We start from the raw sequence: 15,965 nt of genomic DNA on the forward strand, positions 1-15,965 counted from the left end.
TGGCAGGTTATTGGCTACAAGCGACGTAGCCGTGCAGCTTATGCTGACCGAAGGAAGTGATTCTTACGCTTCAATACAAGCTCAACTATATTTTAATGCTCTCTTGCCTTTCTCCCCTACCAAGAGCGTTAGTTCACGTTTTCCATCTCGTTGAAGGCAAAAGATTTTAAATGCGCGCACTTCTTTTGTCGGCTGAAGCCTGAAGTGAAAACAGCGCCTCTGCTGCTATCTGCCGCACGCCTCTGCTTGTTAAGCAGTGAAACCTACCGCGTTCTAAACAAACCAATTCTTACATCCTTTCGCGCCGGCTCCTGTCTGCTTATTCTGAATGGGAAGAATGAAATAGTATCTTTGCAGTACTACTATGTAGCAATCTGCCAACGCATCGAAAAATAGGGTAAAATTCAGGTTTTCACCGCGTTTAAGCAAAGAAGCCGTGGTAGAGTTTTTATCTTAATCTTGGAAAAGATATAAAATAGATTGTCTTTCCTCTTTCATGAAGTATCAAATGCAGGTTTGTTGGGTGGGTGGAACTTCAGATAGGAGCACGGTTAAAGTGAATGCAACCGGAATAACTCTATTTAATTTATTTGATACTTATAAGATCATAAGCCCCCGTATAGCTCACGGATGGGCTCCGCACGCTGTACTTTTTCAATGAAGCAATTTCTACTAATTCTTCGCGGACTGATTTTGCCATTGGTGCTACTCGGCAGTCAACCGGCAACTCACGCTCAAACCGCGGAGCGCCGTACCAGCCTGGGCCTTACGGGCAGCGCGCTGCAATATGAAGGCAACTTTGGCTCGAACTACTGGAAGTTCGATAACAACGAATATGCCCCAGGCTTGGCCATCAACCAATACCTGACTCGCGGCCTCGACTTGAATTCGCAGGTAATTTATGGCCAGTTGATGGGGCGCCGCAGTGCCAACACGTACTTCAACACCACGCTAATCAATATAAACGCGGGGTTCAAGCTCAAGCTTAACAACGGTTGGGCGCTGAAGGAGGAGGCGCGGTTGCAGCCGTACTTGCTGGCCGCCTCCGGCTGGACTTATGCCAGCCGCACCGGCCAGATCGATGGCACCCGCATGGATGAAGACAAAGGCTACCTCGACGTGCAAGCTGGCGCCGGCATCAATCTGCGCTTAGGCCGCGGGGTAAGTTTTTCCGTGCAAAGCACCCAGCACACCCCCCTACGGGCCAACTTAGATGGCTCTACGGAGCTAAGCACGCCGCGCTGGTCCGATCGTTTTCTTCAGCACACCGTGGGGTTAACCATCAATCTCGGCCAAGGCCCCGATTTCGACGAAGATGGCGTAGCCGATCGGCTGGACCACTGCCCTTCCACGCCCAATGGCCTGGAAGTCGACGAGCACGGCTGCGCGTTCGATGACGATCAGGACGGCGTACCGAACTACTTAGACCAGTGCCCAGGCCAAACCGGTACGGCCGAGCTGCACGGCTGCCCCGACACCGACAACGACGGCGTCGATAACAGCGACGATGCCTGCCCCGAGAAACCAGGCAAGCCCGAATTGCACGGCTGCCCCGATACCGACAACGATGGCGTTGCCGACGAAGAAGATACCTGCCCCGATACGCCCGCCGGCTCCACCGTCAACGCCACCGGGTGCCCGATAGCACCACCCCCTCCCGCGCCCGCCGCCACCAGCCCCACCGATACCGACGGCGACGGGGTGCTCAATACCGATGACCGTTGCCCCGACCGGGCCGGACCAGCGGCCAACCGCGGCTGCCCGGAAATTAAAGCCGAGAGCCGGCAGCGCCTCGCGGAAGCCACCCGGTTGATTGGGTTTGAACGCAACCAGGCTACGTTGCTGCCTACTTCCTACCCTACCCTGGATGCCATAGCCGAATTGCTGAAAGAGTACCCCGACTACTCGTTGAGTGTAGCTGGCCACACCGATAGCCAGGGCCCGGCGGCCTTCAACCAGCGCCTCGCGCGCGAGCGGGCCGCCGCCGCCCGCCACTACCTGCTCAACCGCGGCCTAACCGAATCCCGCATCGAGTGGCTAGGCTATGGGGCCACCCAACCAGTAACTACCAACTCAACCGACGCCGGGCGTGCCCAGAACCGCCGCGTGGAGTTCGACTTGTTCCTGACGGGTGACCCCAACGCGGCCCAGGTGAAGTACGGACCCGAGCCTACCATTCCGAAGACTGCTGCCCCGGCAAAGAAAAAGGCAGTTAAAAAGAAAGGAGGCGCGAAGACTGTGGTGCGCAAGAAGCGTCCTACTACAAAAAAGAAGAGCGGAGGCACGGCCCGCCGGACTAGCCGCCCCAGCGCAAAACCAAAACGCTAGGCCACAATACGCAAATTCACCTGCCGCGCCAACAAAATGCCGTGGCAAGTGCTTGTCAGGTACCCTTGTAATTAAATAGAGCCCTCTGCCCGGCTGGCATTTGCTTGCCGAATACGGCCGGGCGAGTGGCGCTGGTAAGGCAGAGCCAACACTCTGCCCGACGCCGATTGTATTTTTGCTTTGCTGTTTTTTTTATGGCTGTTACTCCTGTTTCGGGGCCTGAACAACTACTCCCCAACGATGTACTTCAGGTTTTATTCGACGTTTCGCTGACGGGAGTTATCTTGTTCCGTCCCGTGTATGCTCCTGCTGGTCAGGTAGTGGACCTAGCCTACGTGCGCCTCAATCCGGCCGCGCAGCGCATGTTACAGTTGCCAGGGCAACCATCTGCTACCTTCCTCACGCTGTACCCAGCGGCCGTCGAAGAAGGGATTTTCGCCTTTTACCGCGACTCGTTTCTCTCCGGCCAACCCGGCCGTTACGACGTCAACTATCAGCACGACGGCCTCGACAACTTCTTCCAGCTCGCGGCCGAACGCGCCGGGGAGTTGCTGGTAGTAAGCTTCTCCGACACCTCCGACCACGACCGCACCGCCGCCGAGCAAGCCCTCCGCGCCAGCCAAGCCCGGGAGCGTGCCGCGCGAGACCAAGCCGAGCGACAGCAGCAGCAGTTGTCGGACGTACTGCACCAGGCTCCCGTGGCCATTGCCTACCTCGAAGGGCCTACTTACCGCATCACGCTGGCCAACCCGGCGGTTTGCGAAATATGGGCTCGCACCCAGCAGCAGGTGGTGGGCTTACCCCTGCTTGAAGCCATGCCCGAGCTTGTGGGCCAAGGCATTGACGACTTGCTGGACGGGGTGCTCCGCTCTGGGCAGCCGTATACGGGCACCGAACTACCGGTGGAGCTACAGCGCCATGGCCGGCGCGAAACCATCTATTTCAACTTTGTTTATCAACCGCAGTTCGACGCTGAGAGCACCACAACCGGCGTGCTGGTAGTGGCCAATGACGTGACGGCCCTGGTTGTGGCTCGGCAACAGATAGAAGAACAGGAACGGCAAACCAATCTGATAAACGAGGAAATGGCTACCAGCAATGAAGAATTGCAGGCGGCCAACGAAGAAGTCAGGGCTAGCAACGACGAGCTGATCAGCACCCAGCTAGATTTGCAAAGCCTGAACCAAGAACTGGAAGCACGCGTGGCCGACCGCACCCAGCAACTCCAGCTGGCCCAGATACAGACCGAACAGCAACGCCGCCGGCTGGAAGCCCTCTTCATGCAGGCGCCCGCCGCTATCTGCATTCTCGCTGGCCCCAACCTGGTGTATGAGCTAGTCAACCCAGGCTACCAGCAGCTGTTCCCCGACCGGGAGCTGCTCGGTTTACCTATTTTGCAGGCTCTTCCCGAAATCACCGACCACGCCGTTTATCGCACGTTTCAACAGGTGTACCAAACTGGCCAGACGCACCAGGAACAAGCGCTACTTATCCCTCTTGCCCGCTCCGTAGATGGGGTGGTGGTGGACCGCTACTTCAATTACATTCAGCAGCCCCGCTACGACGAGCAGGGGCGCATCGATGGCGTCCTCGTGTTTGCTTTTGAAGTGACCGACCAAGTATTGGCCCGCCAGGCTAGCGCCGCCAGTGCCCAGCGGCTTCAACTGCTCACCGACGCCTTGCCCGTGCTCATCGGTTACCTGGACCAGGAGCAGAAGTACCGCTTCGCCAACCACGCGTACGGCACGTGGTTCAACCAAGATCCGGCCGCCCTATTAGGCCAGTCCGCACGTGATGTTGTTGGGGAGCTGGCTTATCAACAAGCCCAAGAGTACATCGAGCGGGCTCTGGCCGGCGAGCGGGTGGATTTCGAGGCCCGAATGCATTACCGCGAGAACTTCACCAAGTATATCGCCACCAGCTACGTACCCGATGTGCAGAACGGGCAGATCTTAGGCTTTTACTCCTTGGTGACGGATATAACCGAGCAAGTACTGGCGCGGGAGCAGGTACAGACCCTCAACGAAGACCTGGCGGCGCTGAACGAGGAACTCCAGGTGTCCAATGAAGAGCTCCGGGATTCCAATGCCCAACTTACCCGCACCAATGCCGATTTAGACAATTTCATTTACACCGCTTCGCACGACTTACGCGCCCCTATCACCAACATCGAAGGCTTGCTCAATGCCTTGCGCCAGGAGTTGCCGCCCGCCCCGAACTCAGAGCAGAGTGTAGAGCCCATTCTGCATCATATGCGTGATTCAGTGGAACGCTTCAAGCGTACCATCGAACATTTAACCGACGTGAGTAAGCTGCAAAAAGAATATGTGCAGCCGTTTACCCAAGTCAACCTGGCCGACATCATCGCGGACGTGCAACTGGATTTAACCCCTTTGCTCAAGCAGACGGCCGCTGAAGTAACCGTAGCGGTACAAACGTGTCCGCCCATTGCCTTCTCGGAAAAGAACTTGCGCTCGGTGGTGTACAACCTGCTCAGCAATGCCCTTAAGTACCGGCATCCCGAGCGGCCCGCCCAAGTGCACCTGCGCGCCCGCCCCGAAGGCGACTATCTGCTGCTAGAAGTACAAGATAATGGCCTCGGCATTGACTTACGGCAGCGGGAAAAGCTATTTGCCATGTTCCAGCGTTACCATACCCACGTCGAGGGTTCAGGTATCGGGCTGTACATGGTGAAGAAGATAATGGAAAATGCAGGCGGTAAGATTGAGGTAGCAAGCCAGCTTAATATTGGCTCCACCTTTTCCGTCTACTTCCCCCGCTAGTCCAAGCTACTAGTGCCGTTTTTCACTTGTACCCCCCTGTTCCGGCAAGTGCCGCCGCTCCTCAATCAGCAACCACGCAACTCATCAGACCTGCTTGCGCGAGCGGCCGGCTGCGCTGCTAGTGCTCGAGCACGGCGGTTAAGGCATATTCTGGCGCTTCTTCCAGACAGGCTACTATTTGGTCTAACGTAAGATTTCCTCGCACAAACTGCTCGAGTAAGTGCAACTCGGATGGGATGGGCGCCAGGGCAGTATCACGGGTTAAGTTGAGTGCAGTCATCACTAACCGTTGACGGCCTTGTACAGTAGCTAGCAGCGCAACGGACTCAGGCATAAGGCAAAAAATTGAATTAGAGGTTAGAATATCAAGCTAAAACCAAGCATTCAGCGCTCCGAGCACCTCCCTATTGAATCAGGATTAGCCGGCGGCTGGTGAGCAGTGATACAAAAGCAAAAAGGGGAGCTGTAACACCAGGCAAGTAGCTAGCAGCTTAGCCCTGTTCTTGTTCCCGCAGATAAGCCAACATGTGGCTCAAGGTCATCTCGCGACTGGCAACTCGGCTTAATAGACTACGCTCATAGGGGCGCAGCAGGCAGGACGGGTCGTGGAGGAGCGCGAGGGCAGCTAGCACCAGTTGGTGGCTACCCTCCTCATCTTTAATCAACGAAGGATGCTGACTTAACCACAACAGAAGGAGGAAATGCATAGACAAAGATCCTGGCATCCTACTTGGTTGGCAAGCTCATACTGTTTCCATCTAGCCAGACCAACCTGGAGTACCGCCTAATGACTCGGAAAAGTCGATGAACAACATCCACCTCTTCCCCAATCGATGCCAATTAGCGACAAGCACGGTAGTGACAAGGTCGTTTCAATCGGTGGATCAGGGCCCCGCGCATTAGAGTGTACCAGAGCCTGGCAACAGTAGGTGGCTCGGGTATGCCGCAGAGTTGGTTGAAGGCTTCGTGACCCTAAACCTTACTTATCAGCAGATTGCGGCACCGCTGTTAGTAGGCAACTTCACTATATATCCGGACTCGACTCAGGGACGATTGATGGTGACGGAAGGCTTCGGGCGTCTGGCCAACATACTTCTTGAAGTAACGGGTGAAGTAAGGGGCATCCTCGAAGCCTAATTGGTTGGCAATTTGACTTACACTTTGGCTGGAATGTGCCAGCAGCCGTTGCGCCTCGGTGATGACCCGCTCGTGGATCAGGTCACTGGCGGTCTGATTGACGACACGCCGACAAAGGACGTTGAGGTGGTTGGCCGTCAGGACCAGTCTGTCAGCGTAGTAGCGCACGCTTTTCTCGGCGCGAAAGTGGGCATCGAGTAGTTGGCTGAAGGCACGGACCTGCTGCAGGCCATGCGAGGGCGCCTGCGGCGTTTGCAGCCGCGCGTAAGAACGTCCTGCCAGCTCGAGCAGCAGATACAAATAGGTGCCCACTACCTCATCATGATTGGCGGCAGCTAGGGCTTTCTCGTCCAGCATGCGCGCTAACAATTCCCGCAGGTTGGTTTCGGTGGGTGGCAAGTATAATACGGGTAACTGGCCAGGGTCGAAAAACGGGTAAGAGCTCAGCCGGTCGGCCGGGTAGTGGCGCAGGTAGAACGCGGCACTGAAAAAGACGATGTACCCCTGCGCATCGTCTGACAGGCTCCATCTGTGCTGTGGGCTTGGCCCGGCACCGGGAAGTAGAGCCCGCCGGGTCGCAGGTAACTAAATCGATGGCGTGGGTGCCGCGGCCTCGCGTGATGTAAAGCAGCAGGTAGAAGCTGTGGGCGTGGGAAACTTACCAGGGGGAAACGCGCCAGATGATCTTCGAGCCGCTCGATATAATAGTGATGATCCGGCCGGTGGTCGTCGGCAAACAGCTCAAGGACCAACACAGGTAGCGGCTTATTTTTTATGGTCCGGCGCTGCCTTGTGTTATCGATAGTATCGTCGATCTTCAGCTATCTGCTCTGCCACTCTCAACCTTAGCAATAGTTAGTTGACTACCAACCTCTTAGTTTGTATTGTTTCAGCGTTTGTCAGGGTTACTGTATAAATGCCTTTTGCTATGGACTGAAGATCAACTTTGTTGGTGCGGCCCTTCATGCTGGTCTTAAGAACCGTTTTGCCCCTCATATCTCGAATGTGTAATTCAAACAGCAGTGCGTCGGTTTCAATGACTAGATAGTCATTTGCCGGGTTTGGATACAGTTCTAATGTTTTCTCTTGCTTAACAACATTGTTGCTAAGGGGGGTACACGGCTGGTTGAATGCGACATCCAAATAGTTTAACCTATCTCTAAGCCAATTGCTCATGTAGGAAACGTAGGTGGTATCAACAGAATAAGTATTCAATGCAATATGCTCTCGCTCATAAATCTTATTCCGCAAGAGGAAATCACTGTTCACTCGGAATTTACTTATGATATTATTTTCAGTGATTACACTAGCTCTTAGCTGAGTCCAGCGCTCGGTCAACTTCTCCCGGAAACCACCCGGAGAGCAATCTTGAATTAATCGGTCATAAAGACCATTCGTCATAATATCATTAGTTGTGTTTACCACCTGACCTTGCCAATCAGTACCAAACACTCCGTCCAAATCCCAAGGAACATAAAAGTATGGGTCGCCAGTTTTGTATTTTGCTATATAAATATTCTTTCCCGTGTTATCGGTAGCACGCAGCAGATTCAAGAGAATATAATAATCAACAGCATTATCGAACCTAAATCGCTGCCGATAATTGTTGTAGAATGTTTGATTGCTACTATTTTTAACAAAATTAACAAAATTATATAGGTTAGTCCAATCAGTTAATTCATCCGGATGCTTATACTCGAAACCGCCCCAAGTTGAGCTTGCGTTAGAGAAAGGAGGCAAGTCGGTGAAAGTGACAGCCCCTCCCCAATGATAGCCTTTGTATAGCTCGCCTTTTATACCATTATTGTATTTTTTAAGCTTCAACTGCTTCCGGTCTACTCGCTCGGTCAACGCGTACAATCCCCTGTACTCCTCGTTGATAAAAAGCTCTATGTAAGTCATAGCTATACCACTCTTGGCAGTTGGTTCTGCCGCCTTGTAGTATAGCTCATGAATATCTAGCCACAACTCATTGGCTATCTTGCTATTAATTCGAAGTGGCTCATTATATAAAGCTTGTAGATTCCACTTATTGTCCTCTCTCATATTCAGCAGCCTTAGCTCCCGTTCTACAGCGCCCGTTGTGTCACTCCAAAAATTGAGTTCGTAAGACTTTTTCGGGAACGTTTGAGAGAAGGCGCCCCTGATTTCAATTCCTAAATTAGATTCTGTGACAGTACCAGTGCCTTCAACCATTCTGAACTGTGCATACACACTTGGTGTGTCGGCCACTGCATACTTGGTGTTGATATGTATAATTGGCAACTGCGTAAAGTATAGAGTATAAGCTGAATCGGCTAATGAAACTTGATAAGAAGAATCAGTATAAACTTGTCGCACTGGCCGAGCGAATTCATAGTTATGATCTAGAGAAATATGACTTTTTGGATTCCCGAATCTTGTGTTAAGTGCACTAGCTGGTTGGTTGACTATAATAATATTCTTATTATGATCAATATGATAGAAGTGAGAGGCAATGGCAAGCGTGTCGCCAGCAATAATTTTAGATGTTGCGCTTATTAAAAAAAGTAATAGAAGCGTAATTCTTAGTTGCATTTTATTTTTTATGATTTTATTTAAATGATTACTCGATACTTATTACGAAACACCGTCCCGAAATTTAGTTTACACTTCAACTACCGTATTAATCAACTGCGTTTCATTCGGCAGGTAATTGAATTATTAGACACTTAACGTATTTGTTCTTGCTATTCAACGTGAGGCTTTATCTACAGGCAAACGCCAGGTCTTCGGATGTATAGGAAGTATTGTTTTTGCTATGTGGCGATCAAAATCAACTATTGCATATTACAACGATGCGAACCACAGGCCTTAACTTTAGTTATTACAATTAAATTTATAAATATTTCAGGCAGCCCTTGTAGGCTAACTCGTTCACATGAGTATGCAAACCGTCGAATGGTTGCACGCTTCCATCCGTAAATCGCTAAATTTTTTTGTTGAGGGGAGATTCTTAGTAATAAAAGATATATTAGATGTTGTTCTAAAACTATACTGCCATGCAATAGTTAATAGGACGTATTAAATAAGGTGGTGCGAATTAAAAGCTAAATACCTAGCTTTCCTTATATTCATGAAATATTCTTTAATCAATACTGTTTGTCATAAAGCCGATCCTATGAGTGCTCGTTTTGGCTCGGGTCTATTCCGTTTAGCAGGGGTGCTAGGCTTCTGGATTATAACAAGCTTCAGCTACGGGCAGCGCTTTGCGGCTATTGGCGACTATGGCTATGCAGGACCAGCGGAGCGAGATGTAGCAGAATTGGTAAAGAGCTGGGACCCGGAATTCATCATCACATTAGGCGACAACAACTATGACTTAGGTGATTCCACCACCATCGACCAAAACATCGGTCAATACTATCATGCCTACATCTATAACTATAGAGGCCACTATGGGCCGAGTGCTTCCACTAACCGCTTCTTCCCTTCTTTAGGCAACCACGATTATTACACTCGCAACGGCGAGGCGTACCGCGACTATTTCACCCTGCCAGGCAATGGGCGCTATTATGAATTTGTGCGAGGTGATGTTCATTTCTTTGCGCTCAACAGTGATCCTGCCGAACCAGATGGCATCAAAGTCAATTCGGTGCAGGCTCAGTGGCTACAGGCGAGACTGGCTGCTTCAAAGGCGCACTGGAAAATTGTGTACTTACATCACGCTCCCTACTCTTCGGGTGTACATGGCAGCACACTCGCACTGCAATGGCCATTTCGTGAATGGGGAGCCTCGTTGGTACTAGCTGGCCACGATCATCATTACGAACGGTTAGTGGTAAACGAGTTACCGTACATTGTCAACGGACTAGGCGGCCGCAGTGTATATCGGGTCAACCAAACGCGACTAACTGAAAGCCAGTTTATTTACAATGGAGATTACGGCGCCATGCTACTTCAAGCCACTCCCGATAGTCTAACTTTGCAGTTTTACAACCGGCGCCGGGTGCTGCAAGATTCCTATGTGCTTCACCAGGCCTTGAGCCCAGTACCAAAGCTTTATCCTATCAGTCCCAATCCTTTCGAGGATGCCACAAGAGTCGCATTTTCACTTCCGGCCCCAGCTAAAGTGGAGGTTCGGGTTTATAATTCCCTTGGCCAGGAAGTAACCACCCTCTACCAAGGCCTGCTACAAGCAGGACAGCATCAAATTACCTGGCGACGCAAGGCATTACCTGCCGGCTTATACTACGTGCAGTTACATGCTGGCAGCTTCACTCAAACCACGCGGGCTCTGCTTATATAGATAGCCATTGCTACATTAAGCTGCTACACTGTCGGGTCAGAGGTGGCACTCGAGTTGTTTTGGGTTGCTCTACGCTCTTAGTCCTCTAATGCCTGATTGCCTGCCGCTTCTGGCTGATGGCCCAAGCTTTCCATCCAACTCAAGTAAGTGTGTATAAGAGCACTCAGCCATAAGCTGGCATTGGCACTCACGCCGACCAAAAATGCTGCACTCCGCCTTCGCGGCCAATTAGTGGGTCCAATGTGGGGCGGGGTAAGGCGGCAATGCGCTGATCGGCCTTTGGTCGTTCTCCTGGTTCCCCACGCAGCACATCGTAAGAGCGACCATCAGGATAGGCGCCTACTACCCCAAAATCTGCGGAAGCTTCTATTTTCTTGTGTCCAACGCCGGCCGGTATAACCAAGATGTCGCCGGCTGCTACGTGCACAGCTTTGCCCTTTTCGCCGCCCATATGCAATAATGCGGTGCCACTGTATACACCTAGTACTTCATGGGAGGTACTGTGGTAATGGTGATAAGGAAAGACGCCATTGCGCCAGGAGTTTGTCCAATTGTTGGCAGCAAATCGGCTTTCCAACCAAGACGCACCCGCCGCCCCCGTGGCCGTAAACGCCTTTCGGTATACCAATAAAGGATAGCGGCTATTGGGAATGCGCCCATCGTCAGCGAAAGCATACGTTTCGGGTGCGGGCGCAGCATTTCCCGCTGCTAGCGAGGAGACTAGCATGCCGAAGGTTGACGCACCGCTCAGGCGCAGAAACTTTTTCCGATTCATGGACGCGTGACACTTATGTAACAGTCATTCAAAGCGAACTGCCTCAAGCTAGGCAACGAAGACTGGCACTTTAGGTTGACCTGCGGCCGCCACAAAGCAGCCTTATGAAACAGAAAGCTCTAATAGCGCACAAGCTATAGCCCACACTCAATTCATCTGTGTGCACTAGTACTCCTGGATTTAAAGTAATATGGTGCATTGGCCGCGTCAACAAACCGTCTTTCACTAATGTTTGTACATTGTAGCGTGCCGTCGAGTTAAAATCCTTGGTTATTTAACCAAGCTGCAAGCTGATTAGCAGCACTAGGTCCTTCATTAAGTTTCTGGCTATCTGAACTTTCAATCCCATCGGCTTCTGTTTCTGCTTCTGCTACTGGTGGAAGTAAACAGTTGTGTCCCTACAGAACAGAAACCAGAGTACCGCATTGGCTTCTCACAGTGCACCACCAACGATGCATGGCGGCGAGGCATGCTAGCAGGCATGCAAAAGGAGCTGAGCTTTCACCCGAACGTACAGTTTCGGATGCTGGACGCACACAACAACTCCGACCTGCAACGCAAACAGGTACAGGAACTTATCCGGCAACGGGTTGATCTGCTGATTATTTCGCCCAACCAATCGGGACCGTTAACGGCCTTGACCGAGGCCGCTTACAATCAAGGCATCCCCGTGATTATTCTCGACCGGCGCACCGCGTCTGGCTCTTACACGGCTTATGTTGGGGGCAACAATTTGGAAGTTGGCCGCACCGCGGGCCGCTACGCCGCCCAACTGCTCCGCCAACGCGGCAAGGTGCTAGAGATTTCCGGCACTCCAGGCTCGTCGCCCGCTACCGACCGTACTACAGGTTTCAAGGAGGCGCTGGCTCGGTATCCGCGCATACAGCGCGTGGCGCAATTGGAGGGAAACTGGCGAACTGCTTTGGTACTGCGGCAACTACCTGCTCTGTTGCGGGCCCACCCTGATATAAACTTGATTTTTGCCCACAACGACCCTATGGCTCGGGCGGCGCATCAAGTGCTTCAGCAACTCGGTCTGGCGGGCCGCGTCCGCCTTATTGGCGTAGATGGCTTGCCGGGGCCAGGCAACGGTTTGCAACTGGTGGAGGACGGCGCGCTGAATGCCACTCTCCTTTACCCGACGGGTGGAGAAGAAGCTATTCGCACTGCTTTGCGCATTCTGCGCCATGAGCCCTACGCCAAGGAAAATGTGCTGGGCACTATGGTAGTTGATTCAACCAACGTCAGCACCATCCGCACTCAAACCGAGCAGTTGGCCGCACAACGGAGTGATATTCAGCAGCAACAGCTACGGCTACAAGAGCAAATGCGCCGCTATGCCAGCCAGAAAACTGCCGTGTATTTGCTGTTGGCGAGCCTGCTGGGAGCCGTGCTGTTAGGAGCCATGGCTTGGCGCTCGTTGCGCCTCAACCGGCGCATCCGGCGGACGCTGGAGCAGCAGAATGCCGAGATTCGCACTCAACGCAATCGAATCGAGGATTTGGCGGAAGAAGCTCGCCGTTCCTCGGAAGCTAAGCTGCGGTTTTTCACTAATTTTTCTCACGAATTACGTACTCCTCTCACCCTCATCCTGGGGCCGCTGGAAGATTTGCTTAGCAGCCCGGCCGACCTAACGAAGGCTCAGCAGCACGACCTGCGCCTTATGCGCCGCAACACGCAGCGCCTGTTGCAACTAGTAAATCAGTTGCTCGATTTTCGGAAAATCGATGTGGGCAAAATGGCCGTGCGCGCCACTGAAGGCAACCTGGTGAGCTTCGTGCGCGAAATCATGGATGTGTTTGAGAAAACCGCGCACAAGCGCAACATCACGTTCCGGTTTTTACCCGCCGAGCCCAATATCAGCTTGTGGTTTGATGGTGACATACTCGACAAAGTATTCTTCAACCTGTTGTCGAACGCTTTCAAGTACACTCCCGACGGCGGCCATATTCAGGTGAGCATTCAGCGCGGCCCCGCCGACACTGTGCGAGTAAGTGTGGAGGACACCGGCCGAGGGATTGCGGAAGCTGATCAGTCACATATTCTGGAATGGTTTTACCAAGGCAGCCATCCTTCGGCCAATGGCTCGGGGCTTGGGTTGGCGCTGGCCGAAGGTTTAACCCGATTGCACGAAGGGCAGCTCACCTTTCGCAGCCAGCTCGGGCAGGGTAGCACGTTTGAGGTAACCCTGCCCCTGGCCAAACCAGCAGCCTTTCTGGAAGCAAAGCCGAATGGTGCTCCGCCTGTTCCCTTAACTTTCTTGCCCGATGATGACTTCCATGAACTCGCCGAGCAGGCTCCGCTAACACGTGCCGACGCTACAATCCTCATCATCGAGGATCATGAGGAGGTGCGTAATTTTCTGGTGCAGAAACTCCAGCCGCATTTTCAGCTGAGTACGGCTATCGACGGAGCTGCGGGTTTGCGCCTCGCGGGCGAAAACATTCCCGACGTAATTATTTGCGACGTGAACCTGCCCGAGCTTAATGGCTTGGAAGTGGCCGCCGCCCTCAAAAGCGACTGGCGCACGTCGCACATTCCGCTGGTGCTGCTCACAGCCCGTGATGCCCCCGAGCAACAGATAGAAGGTGTGCAAGCCGGCGCCGACCTGTACTTGACCAAACCTTTCAACCCGGCTTTTTTGCTGGAGAGTTTGCGCACGCTGTTACGAAACCGCGACCAGCAACGCGAGCATTTCCGGCGCGAACTGAGCGTGAACACGGCCACCGTAACACCCCAACGCATTGACCAGAAATTTCTGGCAGACCTTACCGCCATCATTGAAGCCAACCTCGACCGCCCCTCTCTCAACGTTGATGATATTGCTCGTAGCCTCGGCGTATCGCAGATGCAGCTTTACCGTAAAGTGAAAGCACTACTTGGGACTGGTGTAATCGACTATATCCAGAGCCTGCGCCTCACGAAAGCCCGACTATTATTGTTGCAAGAAGGCAGTGCAATTGCGCAGGTAGCCTACCAAACTGGGTTTTCGTCTCCTTCCTACTTTGCTACGCTCTTCAAAAGCAAGTACCAAGTGTCTCCCTCGGAGTACAAAGCACTGCACATGCCCAACTCTCACTGACAGATTTGTGCAAGCGGTGCAAGAATACCTAACATATTGCGGGCTCCCCAAACGTTTGTTATTTTACAAATATCTATATATCAATTGCTTGTCTAGATGTTTAACAATTGCAAGAATCCTTTAAGTATTTGAAAGAAAGCAGCAAGCTGCTGCTTAGAAATAAGTTGAGTTTTGGGTCAACGTTTCAGCAACGCTTCCCATGGTTCAACGCAAAGTGCTCTTCTGGTCTATTGTTACAGCCCTTGGAGGATTCCTATTTGGCTTTGATACGGCCGTAATTTCGGGCGCCGAGAAAGCCATTCAACAACTTTGGCAGCTGAGCGCCTTTGAGCATGGCTTCACTATTTCTATCGCCCTTATCGGTACGGTCATTGGCGCCATGTTCGGCGGCATTCCATCTGATCGAATAGGACGGCGGCAGACGCTACGCTGGATTGCGGTGCTCTATCTGGTATCGGCCGTGGGCGCTGCTCTGGCCCCGGCCTGGATTCCTTTTATGGTGTTCCGCTTTTTGGGAGGTCTAGGAGTAGGCGCCTCTTCGGTGACGGCTCCGCTTTACATATCGGAGATTTCGCCGGCCGAATCCAGAGGCAAGCTAGTGGGCTTGTTTCAATTCAACATCGTCTTTGGTATTCTGGTCGCCTACCTTTCCAACTATCTGTTGGCTAATGCCGGAGACCACTCCTGGCGTCTGATGCTGGGGGTGCAGGCCGTGCCGGCGGTAGCCTTTTTACTGTTTTTGCTGCGCGTACCCGAAAGCCCCCGGTGGCTGTTGCTGCACGGCCGCCTGGAAGAAGGCCGCGAGGTACTGCGCATCATCAGCCCAACAACAGTGGATGCCGACGTGGCCGCCATTCTGACCTCGCAAGCCAGAGCGGGGCAGGAAAGTGAGTCGCTATGGGCACCGCAATACCGCACGCCGGTGCTGCTGGCAGTGGCCTTCGCCTTTTTCAACCAGGTATCGGGCATCAACGCCATCATCTATTACGCCCCCCGCATCTTCGAAATGACGGGCCTTGGCCAGGGTGCGGCCCTGCTTTCCTCGGCTGGTATTGGGCTGGTGAATTTCGCCTTTACTCTTTTGGGAGTCAACGTAATCGACCGGTTTGGGCGGCGTACGCTCATGTTCGTTGGCTCGGTGGGGCTTATCCTTACCCTGGGGCTGGTGGCGCGAGCCTTTTACAGTGAGCAGTTTACGGGGTACACCGTACCGGTTTTGCTGTTCGTGTACATTGCCTTCTTTGCCTTCTCGCAGGGGGCCGTTATCTGGGTATTTATCTCCGAGATTTTTCCGAATGCCGTGCGCGCCAAAGGCCAGGCGCTGGGTTCGTCGACCCACTGGGTGATGGCCACGGTCATTGCTTTCACCTTTCCCTACTTCGCCGAGCAGCTGGGCGGCGGCCACACCTTCGCGTTTTTCTGCGTCATGATGGTGCTGCAGCTGCTCTTCGTCTGGCGCTATATGCCCGAAACCAAAAACACCAGTCTTGAGCAGGTAGACAAAGCCTTGATCATGCACTAACGGTGAATGAGTGAATGAGTGAAGTAGCAGTCGGTGCTACTGGCGCGCATGGCGCTGACGTCAGCGGACGT

Annotated in this window: 10 protein-coding genes; 5 read left to right on the forward strand and 5 right to left on the reverse strand. The window is 52.9% G+C overall.

Features of this window, described 5'->3' with window-relative positions:
* Window positions 1-657: 657 nt before the first annotated feature.
* Window positions 658-2,328, forward strand: a complete 1,671-nt coding sequence (locus tag VF639_RS00185; protein WP_331143879.1) for an OmpA family protein — start codon at window positions 658-660, stop codon at window positions 2,326-2,328.
* Between the two features lie 194 nt (window positions 2,329-2,522).
* A complete protein-coding gene (locus VF639_RS00190; RefSeq protein ID WP_331143880.1) occupies window positions 2,523-5,111 on the forward strand; it encodes a PAS domain-containing protein in 2,589 nt (862 codons plus the stop codon).
* A gap of 118 nt (window positions 5,112-5,229) precedes the next feature.
* Here VF639_RS00190 and VF639_RS00195 read toward each other — a convergent pair whose 3' ends face one another.
* The 4 genes from VF639_RS00195 to VF639_RS00210 all read right to left on the reverse strand — a co-directional run bounded on the left by VF639_RS00195 (window position 5,230) and on the right by VF639_RS00210 (window position 8,804).
* A complete protein-coding gene (locus VF639_RS00195) occupies window positions 5,230-5,445 on the reverse strand; it encodes a hypothetical protein (RefSeq protein ID WP_331143881.1) in 216 nt (71 codons plus the stop codon).
* 157 nt (window positions 5,446-5,602) lie between these two features.
* A complete protein-coding gene (locus VF639_RS00200; protein ID WP_331143882.1) occupies window positions 5,603-5,818 on the reverse strand; it encodes a hypothetical protein in 216 nt (71 codons plus the stop codon).
* Between the two features lie 301 nt (window positions 5,819-6,119).
* Window positions 6,120-6,647: a helix-turn-helix transcriptional regulator gene (locus tag VF639_RS00205; protein ID WP_331143883.1), complete on the reverse strand. Its 528-nt coding sequence runs from the start codon at window positions 6,645-6,647 to the stop codon at window positions 6,120-6,122.
* 456 nt (window positions 6,648-7,103) lie between these two features.
* Window positions 7,104-8,804 carry a CotH family protein gene (locus tag VF639_RS00210; protein WP_331143884.1) on the reverse strand — a complete coding sequence of 567 codons (1,701 nt, stop codon included), beginning with the start codon at window positions 8,802-8,804 and terminating at the stop codon, window positions 7,104-7,106.
* Between the two features lie 583 nt (window positions 8,805-9,387).
* Between VF639_RS00210 and VF639_RS00215 the strand changes: the two genes are divergently transcribed.
* Window positions 9,388-10,515: a metallophosphoesterase gene (locus tag VF639_RS00215; RefSeq protein WP_331143885.1), complete on the forward strand. Its 1,128-nt coding sequence runs from the start codon at window positions 9,388-9,390 to the stop codon at window positions 10,513-10,515.
* 187 nt (window positions 10,516-10,702) lie between these two features.
* Here the strand turns inward: VF639_RS00215 and VF639_RS00220 are convergent, their stop codons facing one another.
* The gene (locus VF639_RS00220; RefSeq protein WP_331143886.1) at window positions 10,703-11,290 is read right to left on the reverse strand and encodes a cupin domain-containing protein; all 588 of its coding nucleotides are present in this window, start codon (window positions 11,288-11,290) and stop codon (window positions 10,703-10,705) included.
* 376 nt (window positions 11,291-11,666) lie between these two features.
* On the opposite strand from VF639_RS00220, the gene VF639_RS00225 reads away from it, so the two are divergent.
* The gene (locus VF639_RS00225) at window positions 11,667-14,372 is read left to right on the forward strand and encodes a substrate-binding domain-containing protein (RefSeq protein ID WP_331143887.1); all 2,706 of its coding nucleotides are present in this window, start codon (window positions 11,667-11,669) and stop codon (window positions 14,370-14,372) included.
* A gap of 199 nt (window positions 14,373-14,571) precedes the next feature.
* A complete protein-coding gene (locus VF639_RS00230) occupies window positions 14,572-15,894 on the forward strand; it encodes a sugar porter family MFS transporter (protein WP_331143888.1) in 1,323 nt (440 codons plus the stop codon).
* Window positions 15,895-15,965 lie beyond the last annotated feature (71 nt).

The sequence above is a fragment of the Hymenobacter sp. genome (assembly GCF_036387835.1).
Classification (GTDB): Bacteria; Bacteroidota; Bacteroidia; order Cytophagales; family Hymenobacteraceae; genus Hymenobacter.

Bases quoted from the DNA above. Each gene is read 5' to 3' on its own strand.
- VF639_RS00185 (WP_331143879.1), top strand. From the start codon at position 658: ATGAAGCAATTTCTACTAATTCTTCGCGGACTGATTTTGCCATTGGTG.
- VF639_RS00190 (WP_331143880.1), top strand. From the start codon at position 2,523: ATGGCTGTTACTCCTGTTTCGGGGCCTGAACAACTACTCCCCAACGAT.
- VF639_RS00195 (WP_331143881.1), bottom strand. From the start codon at position 5,445: ATGCCTGAGTCCGTTGCGCTGCTAGCTACTGTACAAGGCCGTCAACGG.
- VF639_RS00200 (WP_331143882.1), bottom strand. From the start codon at position 5,818: ATGCATTTCCTCCTTCTGTTGTGGTTAAGTCAGCATCCTTCGTTGATT.
- VF639_RS00210 (WP_331143884.1), bottom strand. From the start codon at position 8,804: ATGCAACTAAGAATTACGCTTCTATTACTTTTTTTAATAAGCGCAACA.
- VF639_RS00215 (WP_331143885.1), top strand. From the start codon at position 9,388: ATGAGTGCTCGTTTTGGCTCGGGTCTATTCCGTTTAGCAGGGGTGCTA.
- VF639_RS00220 (WP_331143886.1), bottom strand. From the start codon at position 11,290: ATGAATCGGAAAAAGTTTCTGCGCCTGAGCGGTGCGTCAACCTTCGGC.
- VF639_RS00230 (WP_331143888.1), top strand. From the start codon at position 14,572: ATGGTTCAACGCAAAGTGCTCTTCTGGTCTATTGTTACAGCCCTTGGA.